We start from the raw sequence: 15,013 nt of genomic DNA, 5'->3' as shown, positions 1-15,013 counted from the left end.
GAGGCCTCAGGACTCGGGGCGCTCGACGCCGAGCCACTCGTACCAGCCGCGGTGCAGCACCAGCCAGGCCAGCAGGCCGTATCCGGCCTGGCCCGGGTGCGTGCCGCCGGCGGCGGCGACGTCGGCCGTCCACTGCTCGTGGTTGCGCAGCGGCTCGAAGGCGTCCACGTAGGGCACGTTGCGCCGCAGGCACACCTCCTCGGCGGCCTGAGACAGCTGGGCGGTGGCGTCGGGGTCGGCCTCCGGCAGGGGAGGAGGACCGACGACGAAGCACTCGCGGTGGTCGGAGGCGGCAGTGTCGAGGATGTTGGCCAGGGCCAGGCGTGAGCGGGCGTAGGAGATGCCGGCGAGCACGTCGGCCACACCCAGCCCCACCACGAGCCGGTTGATGCCGGTGTGCGTGGAGCGGCGGGCCACCTCGGGCCCCCAGCGGTCCGACATCTGCGCCGTCGTCTCACCGGGAACAGCCAGGGAGGTCCACAGGATGTCCGCGTCCCGGGGCGTGCGGGCCATGACCCGGCCCGTCCAGCCCAGGGCGCGCCCGTCACCATGACCGGCCACCAGCTCGTCACCGATGAAGCTCAGCCTCGTCTCACGCATGACAGCGCCTCCTCATGCCTCACGATCCCTCATGCTGTCTTGACATTATCGTGACCTTGCGTTGTAACGGTGGAGGCTGACGGCATTTCGGCGGGGCTGACCCGGGAGGGGCCGGTGGACCGGCCTCGTCTCAGCGGCGGGCGAAGGCCTGGCGGAGGATCTCCTCCTGCTGGGCGCGGTGGAGACCGGCGGTGCCCACCGCTGGGGCGGCGGCCTCGGGCCGGGAGACCAGCGTCGGCAGGACGCCACCGGTCAGCTCCGTCGGCAGGTTGAGCGCCAGGTAGGGCCACATGCCCTGGTTGGCGGGCTCGTCCTGGACCCACACGAGCTCGGCCCCGCTGAAGGGGGCCAGTGCCTCGGCGATGGCCGAGCTCTCCAGCGGGTAGAGCTGCTCGAGGCGGACGATGGCCGTTCTCGTGTCCCCGGTCTTGGTCCGGTGGGCCAGCAGGTCGTAGTAGACGCGACCCGAGCACAGCAGCACCCGGTCCACGCCCTGTTTCTGCGCCGAGGCCAGGACGGCGTCGTCGGTCTCCCCGATGACCGGCTGGAAGGTGCCGGAGGTGAAGGCCTCCACCGGGGAGCAGGCGGCCTTCAGACGCAGCAGCTGCTTGGGGGTGAAGACGATGAGCGGGCGGCGCGGGCGGGTGTAGGTGTGCTCGCGCAGCAGGTGGAAGTAGCTGGCGGGCGTGGAGGGCTGGGCCACCAGCATGTTGTCCTGGGCGCACATCTGCAGGTAGCGCTCGATGCGGGCCGAGGAGTGGTCGGGTCCCTGCCCCTCCTGGCCGTGGGGGAGCAGCATGACCAGGCCGGAGCGCTGCCCCCACTTCTGGGCGGCGGAGGTGACGTACTCGTCGATGACGGACTGGGCGCCGTTGGCGAAGTCGCCGAACTGGGCCTCCCACATGGTCAGTCCCTCGGGGCGCTCCACGGAGTAGCCGTACTCGAAGGCCAGGGCGGCGTACTCGCTGAGCAGGGAGTCGTAGATCTCCAGGGGTGCCTGGTCCGGGGTCAGGAAGCTCAGGGGCGTCCACTCCTGCCCGGAGGTGTGGTCGTGCAGGACGGCGTGGCGCTGGGCGAAGGTGGCGCGGCGGGCGTCCTCGCCGGCCAGTCGGATCGGCACGCCCTCCATGAGCAGGCTCCCCAGGGCGATGAGCTCCCCGAGCCCCCAGTCGATGCCGCCCTCGCGCGTGGCCTCGCGGCGCTTGGAGAGCATGGCCTGGAGCTTGGGGTGGACGGTGAAGGACTCGGGCCAGGCGACCTGGGCGTCGCCGATGCGCTCGACGACGTCGCGCGGCACGGCCGAGGTCCAGCCGAGCATCATGCCGGTGCCCGCCCGCTGGGAGTAGGGGATCTCCAGGGAGGACAGGGGCACGCCCACCTTCGTGGGGTCCGACAGGTCCTGTGTGGAGGTGTCGGCCGCGTCTCCGGCGCCGTCGGAGCCCGTGCCCCCGGTGACCTGGATGCGGGCCTCGGTGAAGACCCGCTCCAGCTCGTCCTGGTAGCTCTTGGCGATCTCCTGGGCCTCCTGCGGGGTGATGTCGCCGCGCCCCACGAGGGCGGCGGTGTAGACGCCGCGCGTGGAGTCCAGCGAGTCGATGAGCCGGTACATGAGCGGCTGGGTCATCGAGGGGTCGTCGCCCTCGTTGTGGCCGCGCCGCCGGTAGCAGATGAGGTCGATGATGACGTCCTTGTGGAAGGTACGTCGGTACTCGTAGGCGTGGCGGGCGGTGCGGGCCACCGTCTCGGGGTCGTCGGCGTTGACGTGGAAGATCGGCACCTGCAGGCCCTTGGCCAGGTCGGTGGCGTAGATGGTGGAGCGGGCCGAAGCCGAGCCGGTGGTGAATCCGATCTGGTTGTTGACGACGATGTGGACGGTGCCGCCGGTGCGGTAGGCGGGCAGCTGGCTCATGTTGAGGGTCTCGTAGACCACGCCCTGGCCGGCGAAGGCGGCGTCACCGTGGACGAGGACCGGCATGACCGTGTAGCCCTTCTCGCCCAGGCCGATGCGGTCCTGCTTGGCGCGCACGATGCCCTCGACGACGCCGTCGACCGTCTCCAGGTGGGAGGGGTTGGCGGCCAGGGAGACGCGGGTGGAGACGCCGTCGGTCCCGGAGAAGACGCCCACGGTGCCCAGGTGGTACTTGACGTCGCCGGTGCCGGCGCCCTCGATGACGCCGTTGCCCTCGAACTCGTCGAAGACCTGGCCGTAGGACTTGCCGGCGATGTTGGTGAGCACGTTGAGGCGGCCGCGGTGGGCCATGCCGATGACGACCTCGTCGAGGCCGTCGTGGGCGGCGGCGTCGAGCAGGCGGTCCAGGGCCACGATGAGGGACTCCCCGCCCTCGAGGCTGAAGCGCTTCTGGCCCACGTACTTGGTCTGCAGGAAGGTCTCGAAGGCCTCGGCCTGCTCCAGCTTGGTGAGGATCCGACGGCGCTCCTCGTCGGCGATGTCCTCCCAGTCGCGCTCGAGGCGCTCCTGCCACCAGGCGCGCTGGGCCGGGTCCTGGATGTGCATGTACTCCACGCCCACGGTGCGGCAGTAGGCGTCGCGCAGCATCCTGAGGATCTCGCGCAGGGTGGCCCGGTCGCGCCCGCCCAGGCCCCGGGTGGGGAAGGAGCGGTCCAGGTCCCACAGGCTCAGCCCGTAGGAGGTGATGTCCAGGTCGGGGTGACGGCGCAGGCGGTAGGTGAGCGGGTCGTTGTCGGCCGCCAGGTGGCCGCGCTGGCGGTAGGCGTGGATGAGCTCGGCCACGCGCGCCGGCTTGCCGGTCTCCAGCTCGGGGTCGTAGGTGGTGTCACGCACCCACTTGACCGGCTCGAGGGGGATGCGCAGGGACTCGAAAGCCCGGTTCCAGAAGCCGTCCAGTCCCAGGAGCTTGCGCTCCACCAGGCGCAGGAACTCGCCGGAGGCGGCGCCCTGGATGACGCGGTGGTCGTAGGTGGAGGTCAGGGTGACGACCTTGCCGATGGCCTGGCGGGCCAGGGTGTCGGGGCTGGCACCGGCGAAGGCGGCCGGGTAGTCCATGGCGCCGACCCCCACGATGAGCCCCTGGCCGGGCATGAGGCGCGGCACCGAGTGCAGGGTGCCGATCATGCCGGGGTTGGTCAGGGTCACGGTGGTACCCCGGAAGTCGTCAAGGTCCAGCTTGTTCTCGCGAGCCTTGGCCACGAGGGCCTCGTAGGCCTCCACGAACTGGGACAGGTCCATGAGGTCGGCCTGCTTGATGGAGGGCACCAGCAGGCGACGCTGCCCGTCGGAGCCGGGCACGTCGATGGCCAGGCCGAAGGCCACGTGGGCGGGCTCGTGCAGGACCGGCTTGCCTGCCTCATCGACCCCGTAGGAGACGTTCATCGAGGGCATCTCGGTCAGGGACTCGACCACCGCCCAGCCGATGAGGTGGGTGAAGGAGACCTTGCCGCCGCGGGTGCGGGCCAGGTGGGTGTTGATGACGGAGCGGTTCTCAATGAGGACCTTGGCGGGTACGGCCCGGGCGGAGGTGGCCGTCGGCATGGACAGGGAATCGTCCATGTTCTTGGCGGTGCGGGCCGCCGCACCCTTGAGCCTGGTAGTGCGGTCCTCGTAGGCGTCACCGTCCTGGTCGTGAGCGGGGTGGGCGGCCTGGCGCTGGGCGTAGGGGGAGGTCGGGGGTGCGGTGTCCGACGGCGGGGCCGGCGGCAGGTCGGAGCGCGTGACGTCCTGGACGGCGGAGGAGCGGCGCAGGGAGGAGGCGGCCTGGGGCGTGATGGTGGCCCGGCGCGGCCCACCGGCGGCCGACGACGCCGAGCCGTTGGAGGAGGCAGGGCCCGGTTGGTGCAGGCCGGCACCCGGATCGGTCTCGAAGAGCTCGCGCCACTGAGGACTCACGGAGGAGGGATCCGCCGACCAGGCGGCCCGCATCTCCTCCACCATCCACTCGTTGGCACCGAAGCCTGGGCTGATCTGGTCCTGCGTGGGCACGTCGGGTCTCCTCGGAGCTCGTCAGTCTCCCGTTCCGACACTGGGAGCCTCAGCGGGACCCCGGGGGAGGAACGGCGGTGTTCACAGGACATCCTAGAAGGTGAAGGGCGTCTCATGCGAGCAAACACGGGACCAAAGACACATGCGTGTCCTGATCCGCCACGCCGCTCTGCACCGGAGTTGTGGCGGGACCGGAGGAGGGGCGCGGTGGTACCGTTCGGTCACTATGCGATCGGCTTTCTGCCGGGCCTCAAGGCGCCGCACCCGCACGCACCGCGCCTCCTCGCCCGCCTCTGACCACCCCCACCCCGACTCGTCCGCCTCCAGCGTCCACACCTCATCCCACGTGGGGGAGGGGCCCGCATGACCGACTGGCTCATGATCGCCGTCGGCGTGGTCCTCACCGTGGGCACCGCCCTGTTCGTGGCCGGTGAGTTCTCCCTGGTCGCCCTCGACCCCTCCACCGTCGAGACCCGCGCCGCCACCGACGACAAGCGCGCCACCACCGTTCAGCGGGCCCTGGGGCGACTGTCCACCCTCCTGTCCGGCGCCCAGGTCGGCATCACCCTGACCACCGTGCTCCTGGGCTACACCATGCAGGCGGCCCTCGCGAACCTGCTCACCGGCCTCATGAGCCACTGGCTGGCCACCTCCGTGGCCACCGGCGCCGCAGTCGTCATCGCCCTCATCGTCGTCAACGCCTTCTCCATGGTCATCGGCGAGCTCATCCCCAAGAACGCCACCCTGTCCGACCCCATGCGCGCCGCCGGCCTCGTCGCCCCCTTCCTCATGGGCTTCACCACCCTCCTCAAGCCCCTCATCGTCCTGCTCAACGGCGCCGCCAACGCCGTCCTGCACGCCATGGGCATCGAGCCCGCCGAGGAGCTCAGCGGCACCCGCAGCGCCGGCGAGCTCGCCTCCCTCGTGCGCCACAGCGCCGAGGAGGGCACCCTCGACGCCTCCACCGCCACCCTGCTCACCCGCTCCATCGGCCTGGGGGCACTGACCGCCGTCGACGTCATGACTGACCGCGGCCGCCTCCACACCCTCGATGCCGACGACTCCGCCGAGGACGTCGTGCACCTGGCCCGCGCCACCGGCCACTCCCGCTTCCCCGTCATCGGGCGCGACGTCGACGACGTCATGGGTATCGTCCACCTGCGCCGCGCCATCGGCGTCCCCTACGAGCGGCGCGCCGACGTCCCCGTCGCCTCCACCTCCCTCATGACCCCCGCGCCCCGCGTCCCCGAGACCATGCCGCTGGCCAACCTGCTCGTCGAGCTGCGCGCCCAGGGCTCCCAGATGGCGGTCGTCGTCGACGAGTACGGCGGCACCGCCGGCGTCGTCACCCTCGAGGACGCCGTCGAGGAGGTCGTCGGGGATGTCGCCGACGAGCACGACCGCCGCCGCGCCGGCGCCCACCTCGACCCCTCCGGCCACTGGGTCGTCCCGGGATGGATGCGCCCCGACGAGCTCGCCACCCGCGCCGCCATCCAGGTTCCCGACGACGGCCCCTACGAGACCCTCGGCGGCCTGGTCATGACCGAGCTCGGCCGCATCCCCGCCGTCGGCGACGTCGTCGACCTGCCTCACGCCTCCCTGGCCGTCGACGCCATGGTCGGGCGCCGTGTCACCCGCCTCCACGTGCGCCCCAAGGACCCCGAGGCCGCCCCCGGAGGTCGGGGGCCAGCCGCCCCCGGAAGTCGAGGACCAGAGGGGGAGCGCCGATGAGCACTCCGCTCGCCCTCCTGCTCACCGTCATCCTCCTGGCCGGCAACGCCTTCTTCGTCGGTGCCGAGTTCGCCGTCACCTCCTCACGCCGCAGCCAGCTCGAGCCACTGGCCGAGGCCGGCGACGCCCGCGCCGCCACCGCCCTGTGGGCCCTGCAGAACGTCTCGCGCATGCTGGCCACCGCCCAGCTCGGCGTCACCCTGTGCTCCACCGGCCTGGGCGTCGTCGCCGAGCCGGCCATCGCCCACGCCCTGGAGCCCCTGCTCGCGGCCGTCGGCGTCGGGCACGCCGGCTCCCACGCCGTCGCCGTCGTCATCGCCCTGGTTATCGTCGTGGGCCTGCACGTCGTCGCCGGGGAGATGGTGCCCAAGAACATCTCCATCGCCTCCCCGGAGAAGGCCGTGCGCTGGCTCGCCCCGCCCCTGGTGTGGTGCTCGCGCGTCTTCAGCCCCGTGGTCAACGCCCTCAACGGCTTCGCCAACGGGGTCCTGAGGGTCCTGGGCATCGAGGCCAAGGAGGAGATCGCCGCGGCCTTCAACGCCGAGGAGGTCGCCTCCATCGTCGAGCGCTCCACCGCCGAAGGAGTCCTGGAGGACTCCACCGGCCTGCTCAGCGGCGCCCTGGAGTTCTCCGAGGAGACCGCCGGCAGCGTCATGGTGCCCCTGAGCGAGCTCGTCACCCTGCCCCAGGACTGCACCCCGGAGGACGTGGAGCGGGCCGTGGCCTCCACCGGCTTCTCCCGCTTCCCGCTGGTGGCCGACCCGGCCGCAGTTGAAGAGGGGGAGGAGCCCGTCATCACCGGCTACCTGCACCTCAAGGACATCCTCTACGCCGACGGCGCCGAGCGCACCGAGCCGGTACCCGCCTGGCGCGCTCGCGCACTCGTGCCCGTCGGCTACGACGACGAGGTCGAGGAGGCGCTGGCGGCCATGCAGCGCTCGGGGGCCCACCTCGGGCACGTGCGCAACGCGCAAGGGCGCTTCATCGGGGTCCTCTTCTTGGAGGACATCCTCGAAGAGCTCGTCGGCGAGGTCAACGACGCCATGCAGCGTGAAGAGCACCAGCGCCGTGATTAAATCGTGATTTAATGGCCGGAATCGGCGGATTCCCACAACATGGGCTGCCTGGGGCGACCATTGTCGATCGCTGCTCCAGCACTGGCGTCCAGGCGCCGATTCCTTCGTATGGCACGCGAATCCGGTTAGCGGCCGGCTGGTCGGATGGAACCCCTGGGGTTTGTGTGAGAAGTGCAGGTCACACAAAGGTGTGCTGGTTCTCCTGGCAAGACTCACAGCGGACCGCTACTGTTTTAACCGAGTACAACCCAGGCTGTCGCTCTGGCAGCCACCATGTCGCCACAGCCGGGAGACCGGCCGCAACGACTTCCCTATGACACTCAGCCACCTGGAGGCTTCCCGCGTGACCCCGCAGCCCATGAGTCGACGCCAGCGTCGCGAGGCGGAACGTGCTGCCGAAGCTGCTCGCCAAGTCGCTGAGGCGCAGGCCGGAACCGCCCCGTCGTCACCGTCGACGACGCACACCACCCACGTCGCCGGAGCCACTCGCCGCTCACGTCGAGACCTTCACACTCACCGCGCCGAGAACGCTGCCGCCTCCAGCCCCGTCACCGCTCCGAGCCCATCGGCTCTCCCTGACGTCCCGGTCGCCCCGCAGAAGCAGAACCATCCGCAGCGGCCCGTGGCGCTGGCAGCGCCTGCGACGCGCCCAGGGAGCGGTTCAGCGCCGTCGGTCCCGGCAGAGTCGGCGCAGCCCCAGCCCGTCGCACCGATGAGCCGTATGGCCCGCCGGCATCAGAGCACCATCGAAGAGCCCGAGCCCACCTCCCAGCAGCCCTCGCAGACGCCGGCGGCTCAGGCGCACGGCGCCGCATCTGCGGCCCCCTCCGTCTTCACCTCCTCGCCGCAGGTCACCGGTGACACTCGCCCCACCCGGCGCTCCCGCAAGGAGCTGCGCACCGCCCAGGCCTTCGAGGACCCCGAGCAGACGCGGGAGAATCCCGCTGTCCAGAGCTCCGCGCTACCCCAGGCTCATCGCCCCGAGGGCCACTCCGAGCTCCACCACGACCAGCACCACTCGCATCGTGGCGACCAGGCCGCGCCCGCCGCGGCACCTTCAACGCCCTCGGCGCTGTCGCCCCTGGTTGCAGCCTCACTGGCCGAGTCCACCTCAGGGTTCGAGCCGGCAGCCGCTCACCCCGCCGGTGCCACGCCGTGGTGGGCCGCTAGTGGCACACCTCCTGCTTCGCCCAGCGACGCACAGCGTCACGGTCATCGGCACGCAGCCGCGCAGACCGCCTCCGCCGAGCCGGAGATCGGGGCGGCCTCCGAGCCCGCCTCCCGATCCGCGGGCCGTCGCCGGCAACGCGCCTCCGCCGCAGCCCCAGCCTCGACCGCCTCGGCCAAGCCCGTCGTCGCCGCCACGTCCCACCACACCGCCTCCTTCGACGTCCCTGGCGCGCACGCGGACCACCCCGCCGTCCAGACACCGCAGGCTGAGCCGTTAGCGCTCGCGGAGCAGGCTCCCTCCGCTCCCGAGACGCCCCACGAGATCCGCTTCTCGCAGCGGATCACGGACTTCCGAGGTGCCGAGACCATCGAGGTCCCCGAGGTCCGCAAGATCATGGCCGCCCGCAAGGCCGGGGTGCCGCTCGCGGACGAGGAGACCATCCGCGCCATCAAGGCCGCCCGGAGCACTAGGAAGACCAAGTCCGAGAAGTCAGCCGCCCAGGCCAAGCAAGGCGAGGCGGCCGATGAGGCCAGTTCCCCGACGTCGTCGGCCAAGGCCAAAGCGGCATCGAAGCCGGACACCCACCGCGACTCCTCGACCGGCCCTTCCCCCGCACGTCCTGTCCGCCGCCGCACCGGCTCCGGGATTCTGGGGCGCACCGCCGTCCTGTCGGTCCTGGCCGTGGTCACGGTGCTCGCTCCCTTGTCCAACCACCTCGACAACACCCCGTTGGCCTCGGCCGCCATGAAGATGCACCCCAGCGGCTCCAGCACGCAGAGCCCGGCCGCCGGTGGCACGAAGGCCTCCTCCGTGGCCAGCGCCGTGCTCGGCAGCGACGACCTGGACGAGGACTCCGACACCCAGCTGTCCAACGTGCCCGACGCCGCCACCCGCGCCAGGATCCGTGAGGCCTTCCAGAACGCCGCCAAGACCTGCTCCTCGGCCACCGGCGCCTCCGGCGACACCACCGCCTTCAGCTCCAAGCCGCAGCTGTTCTACCCGATGCTTCCGGGCACCTACGAGATCTCCTCCGAGTACGGGTACCGCACCCACCCCACCCTCGGCTACCGCAAGCTGCACGCCGGGCAGGACATGGCCGCCCCCGTGGGGACGCCCATCTACGCGGCCGCCGCCGGCACCGTCACCACCGCCGGCATGGTCGATGGCACCGGAACCATCACCATCAAGCATGAGATCGACGGCCAGGTCTGGTACACCAGCTACCTGCACATGTACGAGGACGGCATCCACGTCAAGGTCGGTGACACCGTCACGGCCGGTCAGATGATCGCCGGCGTGGGTAACACAGGCCGGTCCTCCGGTTCTCACCTGCACTTCGAGGTGCGCACCAAGGACGACACCGCCGACGAGTCCACCGTGGAGCCGTGGGGCTGGCTCAAGCAGCACAACGCCGTCGAGCTCACCACCAACTGCAGCTGAGGGAGACCCACTGTGCCGCCTGCCGCGTCACGAACCCGCCGTCCTGCCGTCATCGCCCACCGCGGCGGCGGACGCGAGGTTCCCGAGAACACCTGGAGCGCCGTCGAGCACGTGGCCGCGCTCGGGCTGGAGTGGATGGAGACCGATCTGCGGCTGACCGCCGACGGCGTCGTCGTGCTCAGCCATGACGAGGACCTGCGGCGTACCGCGAACGACCCCCGCACCGTGGGGGAGGTCATGTGGGCCGAGCTGGCCGACCTCGACTCCGGCGACGGGCGGGGCTTCGTCCGGCTCGACGACGCCCTGTACGCCCAGCTGGCGATGAAGTTCAACATCGACCTCAAGGACTCCTGCGTCGTCCAGGCGGCCCTGCAGACGGTGCGCGACGCCCAGGCCCTCGACCGAGTCCGGTTCGCCTCCTTCTCCGCCCGACGGCTGGCCGTGCTGCGCCGCCAGGAGCCACGGGCCATGACCTCACTGGGCGTCAGTGACGTGCTCGGCCTCATGCTGCGCAGCGAGGCGGCCGTCCCCCTGCCCCAGACCCGCTGGGGCTGGACCCGCGGCAGGGTCGACGCCGTCCAGGTGCCGGAGAGCTACCACGGTGTTCCGGTGGTCACCCGCCGCTTCGTCGCCTCCGCGCACACCGCGGGCCTGGAGGTCCACGTCTGGACGGTGGACGACCCCGAGCGGATGCGCTACCTGGCCGACCTCAACGTGGACGCCATCATGACCGACGTCCCCAGCCTCGCCCTCAAGACTCTGGGGTGACGCTGGGCGAGGCGAGTCGCACCGCTGAGCAGCGGTCTAAGGAATCTTGCCCACCTCTATCCTCGGTACTACCATAATGTCGTGAGGTTCGAGTTCAGCGATTCTGCAGACAAGCATGGCGTTCCCCGCTCCGATGCGGAGTACGCCGTCATGCATCACGTCGATTACGAGATCCTCCAACCCCGCCGTGCAGGTGAGCAGTCATTCATGTTCGTCGGTCTGCCCCACCCGCAGGCACTGCGTTACCTCGAAGTCGGCGTCGCCGTTGACGGTCGTGGTCGACGCACCATCTTCCATGTCATGGAGGTCACTGATCTCTACCGTCACCTTGTTCCACCCGCCGACCACTGACCGACCAGATAGAGCCACTATGTCTCCTGATTCCACACGCGCCCCTTTCACTGATACTGAGCAGGCCTACTACAACCAGCTCGACGAGGACGTTACCGCAGGCCGTATCCCCGCCGTCGGACGCGGAACCCGCCGCGACGGCTCACGCATCAGCGACACCGACCTCGACGCCATCCTCCGTGGCCGCCCAGGCCTCGGACAGTCCCACGCCACCGGCCGCGGACGCTCCCCGCGCCGCCAGGTCCGCCTACCCGAGCACACCAACGCGGCTCTTGACGCCTACATCGAGAAGCACGGCACTACCGCCAGTGCCGTCATTCGCGATGCCGTTGAGGCTTATCTTTCCCATGAGAACACGCCAGCCGCATGATGACCGGTCTGAGCCATGGACACACTGTTGCCCCGTTGTCATGCCTCGAATACATGAGCAAGCCCCCGTCGCGGGTGGCGACGGGGGATCGGGAGTGGTGCCCCGGACAGGATTCGAACCTGCGACCTTCTGCTCCGGAGGCAGACGCTCTATCCACTGAGCTACCGGGGCCCGAGGCGTGACTGTACCAGCGTCCCGGTCCCGGAGCGAAACCGGCGCGAGACATGCGACATGTCCCACGATGCCCGGCAGCCGCCGGGCTCGCTCGCGATCCGGCCCGCCCGTTGACGGTACGCTGACGCGCGTGACCCCAGAAGAGCTTGCCGCAGCCATCCGCACCGTCCTGGAGGAGGCCTCCGCCGAGGGCTCCCTCGCCCTGCCCGCCGCAGAGATTCCCAACCCCCGCGTCGAGCGCCCCCGCAACCGCGACCACGGTGACTGGTCCACCAACGTGGCCATGCAGCTGGCCAAGAAGGCCGGCACCAAGCCGCGCGACCTCGCCGAGCTCCTCGTCCCGCGTCTTGAGGCCGTCGATGGCATCTCCTCCGTGGAGGTCGCCGGCCCCGGCTTCCTCAACATCCGCCTCGACGCCGCCAGCGCCGGCGAGCTCGCCCGCTCCATCGTCGAGGCCGGTGAGGCCTACGGCCGCAACGACTCCCTGAGCGGCCAGCACATCAACCTCGAGTACGTCTCGGCCAACCCCACCGGGCCGGTCCACCTGGGTGGCGCCCGCTGGGCCGCCGTCGGCGACTCCCTGGCCCGAATCCTGTCCGCCTGCGGCGCCCAGGTCACCCGGGAGTACTACTTCAACGACCACGGTACCCAGATCGACCGCTTCGCCCGCTCCCTGCTGGCCTCCGCACGCGGCGAGCAGACCCCCGAGGACGGCTACGGCGGTGCCTACATCAGCGAGATCGCCCAGCAGGTGACCGCCGACGAGCTCGCCGCCGGCCGCCCCGACCCGGCCACCCTGCCCGACGCCGAGGCCACCGAAGTCTTCCGCTCCCGCGGCGTCGACCTCATGTTCGCCGCCGTCAAGGCCGAGCTGCACGCCTTCCGCTCCGACTTCGACGTCTTCTTCCACGAGGACTCCCTGCACACCTCCGGCGCCGTCGAGCGCGCCATCGCCCGGCTGCGCGAGCGCGGCGTCATCGAGGAGCGCGACGGCGCCACCTGGCTGCGCACCACCGACTTCGGGGACGACAAGGACCGCGTCCTCATCAAGTCCGACGGCAACGCCGCCTACTTCGCCGCCGACCTCGCCTACTACCTGGACAAGCGCGAGCGCGGCGCCGACTGCGCCGTCTACCTGCTCGGGGCCGACCACCACGGCTACATCGGCCGGATGATGGCCATGTGCGCGGCCTTCGGGGACACTCCCGGCACCAACATGCAGATCCTCATCGGCCAGCTCGTCAACCTCGTGCGCAACGGCGTCCCGGTGCGCATGTCCAAGCGCGCCGGCACTATCGTCACCTTGGAGGACCTGGTCGACGCCGTCGGCGTGGACGCAGCCCGCTACGCCCTGGCCCGCTCCTCCATGGACTCCATGATCGACATCGATCTGGATCTGCTGGCCTCCTCCACCTCCGACAACCCCGTCTACTACGTCCAGTACGCCCACGCCCGGACCCGCAACGTGGCCCGCAACGCCGCCGAGCACGGCGTGAGCCGGGACCCGAACGAGGCGCCCTTCGAGCCCGGTGCCCTGGACGATCCGGCCGACGCCGCCCTGCTGGGGGTCCTGGCCCAGTTCCCTGCCACCGTGGCCCAGGCCGCGCAGCTGCGTGAGCAGCACCGTGTGGCGCGCTACCTCGAGCAGCTCGCCGCCGCCTACCACGCCTGGTACGGCGCCACCCGTGTCACCCCCCGCGGGGACGACGCCGTGGACTCCGGGCACGTCGCCCGCCTGTGGCTCAACGACGCCGTCGGGCAGGTCCTGGCCAACGGGCTCGACCTGCTGGGTGTGAGTGCACCCGAGAGGATGTGAGAGTCGATGACTGACCAGATTCCCGCCGGAGAGCCGCCCCTGGGGGCACTGGCCTGCCCCGAGCCCGAGGACCGTCCTGACCTGTGGCCGACCACGGCACGGCGCACGGATGACGGCGAGCTCGTCCTGGGCGGGCTGACCGTCTCTGAGATCCTCGCCGAGGCCCCCAGCCCCGTCTTCGTCCTGGATGAGGCCGACCTGCGCGGGCGCGCCGCCTCCTGGGCCGCTGCCATGCATGAGGAGTTCTGGCCCAGCTATGGCATGGCCGGGGGAGAGGCCTTCTACGCCGGCAAGGCCTTCTTGACCACCAAGGTCGCCCAGTGGGTCCTCGAGGAGGGCATGGGCATCGACACCGCCAGCCGCGGCGAGCTCGCCGTGTCCCTGGCCGCCCTGCAGGAGGTGGACGGGGAGGAGGCCACCACGGACGCCACCCGTCTGGGCCTGCACGGCAACGGCAAGACGCAGGCCGAGATCGCCGTCGCCCTCACCCACCACGTGGGTCACCTGGTCCTCGACTCCCTCGAGGAGGTTGAGCTCGCTGCCCGCGCCGTGCGCGAGTTGCGTGCCAGTGGCGTCTACGGGTCCGAGGAGACCGGCAAGGTCATGGTGCGCCTGACCACCGGCGTGCACGCCGGTGGTCACGAGTACATCTCCACCGGCCACGAGGACCAGAAGTTCGGCCTCTCCGTCCACGGAGGCGCTGCCCGGCAGGCCATCGACGCGATCATCGCCGCCTCCGAGCTCGAGCTGCACGGGCTGCACTCCCACATCGGCTCCCAGATCCTGGACCTGGCCGGCTTCCGGGAGGCCGTCGGCATCGTCCTCACCCTGCGCCACGAGGTCGCCGTCGACACCGGGCACCTGTGCCCGGAGGTCGACCTGGGCGGTGGCTACGGCATCGCCTACACCGGGGCCGACCCGGTGCCGCCCAGCCCGGCGCAGGTCGCCCGCACCCTGGCCGAGGCCGTGCGCGAGACCTGCGAGCGTCTTGGAGACGAGGTCCCCACCGTCTCCATCGAGCCCGGCCGGGCAGTCGCCGGTCCGACGACGGTCACCCTCTACACCGTCACCGGCCTCAAGCGCGTCGAGCTGGGGGAGGGGGCCTCGCGCCTCTACGTCAGCATTGACGGCGGCATGAGCGACAACATCCGCCCCGCCCTCTACGAGGCCGCCTACACGGCCTTGGTCGCCAACCGCCGCCCCGACCCGCAGGCCGGGCTGGTGCGCAGCCGGGTGGTGGGCAAGCACTGCGAGTCCGGCGACGTCGTCGTGCGCGACGTGGACCTGCCCGCCGACCTGGCCGTCGGTGATGTGCTGGCCGTGCCCGCCACCGGCGCCTACGGGCGCTCCATGGCCTCCAACTACAACCTCTTCACCCGCCCCGGCGTGCGCTGGGTGCGCGAGGGGGAGTCGGGCTGGGTCCTGCGACCCGAGACCATCGAGGACCTCCTGCGCCTGGAGGGCTGAGGCCTCCTACCGGTCGCTCGCTGAAGCGCCGTCGTTCCAGGAACAAGTCCTGCAACGACGGCGCTTCTGTATATGTTCTGATAAAACGATG

10 protein-coding genes and 1 tRNA gene are annotated in these 15,013 nt (G+C 70.8%); 8 read left to right on the top strand and 3 right to left on the bottom strand.

The features are described from left to right. Positions 1-6 precede the first annotated feature (6 nt). A complete protein-coding gene (locus JJJ14_RS09215) occupies positions 7-600 on the bottom strand; it encodes a GDSL-type esterase/lipase family protein (protein ID WP_003785741.1) in 594 nt (197 codons plus the stop codon). 130 nt (positions 601-730) lie between these two features. Beyond that, complete coding sequence (locus tag JJJ14_RS09210; protein ID WP_201443950.1) at positions 731-4,558, bottom strand: multifunctional oxoglutarate decarboxylase/oxoglutarate dehydrogenase thiamine pyrophosphate-binding subunit/dihydrolipoyllysine-residue succinyltransferase subunit; 3,828 nt, start codon at positions 4,556-4,558, stop codon at positions 731-733. A gap of 363 nt (positions 4,559-4,921) precedes the next feature. Between JJJ14_RS09210 and JJJ14_RS09205 the strand changes: the two genes are divergently transcribed. The 6 genes from JJJ14_RS09205 to JJJ14_RS09180 all read left to right on the top strand — a co-directional run bounded on the left by JJJ14_RS09205 (position 4,922) and on the right by JJJ14_RS09180 (position 11,465). Continuing rightward, positions 4,922-6,289: a hemolysin family protein gene (locus tag JJJ14_RS09205; protein ID WP_201443949.1), complete on the top strand. Its 1,368-nt coding sequence runs from the start codon at positions 4,922-4,924 to the stop codon at positions 6,287-6,289. Continuing rightward, complete coding sequence (locus tag JJJ14_RS09200; protein WP_201443948.1) at positions 6,286-7,365, top strand: hemolysin family protein; 1,080 nt, start codon at positions 6,286-6,288, stop codon at positions 7,363-7,365. Before JJJ14_RS09205 ends, JJJ14_RS09200 begins: the two co-directional genes overlap by 4 nt. A 343-nt stretch (positions 7,366-7,708) precedes the next feature. Further along, a complete protein-coding gene (locus JJJ14_RS09195) occupies positions 7,709-9,976 on the top strand; it encodes a peptidoglycan DD-metalloendopeptidase family protein (protein WP_236592789.1) in 2,268 nt (755 codons plus the stop codon). Between the two features lie 12 nt (positions 9,977-9,988). Next, positions 9,989-10,744 (top strand): glycerophosphodiester phosphodiesterase family protein, encoded by a 756-nt coding sequence (locus JJJ14_RS09190; RefSeq protein ID WP_201443946.1) that lies wholly within the window; start codon positions 9,989-9,991, stop codon positions 10,742-10,744. A gap of 81 nt (positions 10,745-10,825) precedes the next feature. Then, entirely contained in the window at positions 10,826-11,095 is a 270-nt protein-coding gene (locus tag JJJ14_RS09185) for a hypothetical protein (protein ID WP_020991713.1), read from the top strand. A gap of 19 nt (positions 11,096-11,114) precedes the next feature. Continuing rightward, complete coding sequence (locus JJJ14_RS09180) at positions 11,115-11,465, top strand: ribbon-helix-helix domain-containing protein (protein ID WP_201443945.1); 351 nt, start codon at positions 11,115-11,117, stop codon at positions 11,463-11,465. Positions 11,466-11,560: 95 nt separating this feature from the next. Here the strand turns inward: JJJ14_RS09180 and JJJ14_RS09175 are convergent. After that, positions 11,561-11,636, bottom strand: a tRNA-Arg gene (locus JJJ14_RS09175). A 133-nt stretch (positions 11,637-11,769) separates the two neighbouring features. Between JJJ14_RS09175 and argS the strand changes: the two genes are divergently transcribed. After that, positions 11,770-13,455 (top strand): arginine--tRNA ligase, encoded by a 1,686-nt coding sequence (argS, locus tag JJJ14_RS09170; protein ID WP_101558585.1) that lies wholly within the window; start codon positions 11,770-11,772, stop codon positions 13,453-13,455. A 6-nt stretch (positions 13,456-13,461) separates the two neighbouring features. Next, a complete protein-coding gene (gene lysA, locus JJJ14_RS09165) occupies positions 13,462-14,922 on the top strand; it encodes a diaminopimelate decarboxylase (RefSeq protein ID WP_201443944.1) in 1,461 nt (486 codons plus the stop codon). The last annotated feature ends 91 nt before the right edge of the window (positions 14,923-15,013 follow it).

This window comes from Actinomyces sp. HMT 175, assembly GCF_016694895.1.
GTDB classification, from domain to species: Bacteria; Actinomycetota; Actinomycetes; order Actinomycetales; family Actinomycetaceae; genus Actinomyces; species Actinomyces oris.
Note: the sequence above shows the minus strand (reverse complement) of the source record. Positions and strands in the feature narration are given on the sequence as shown.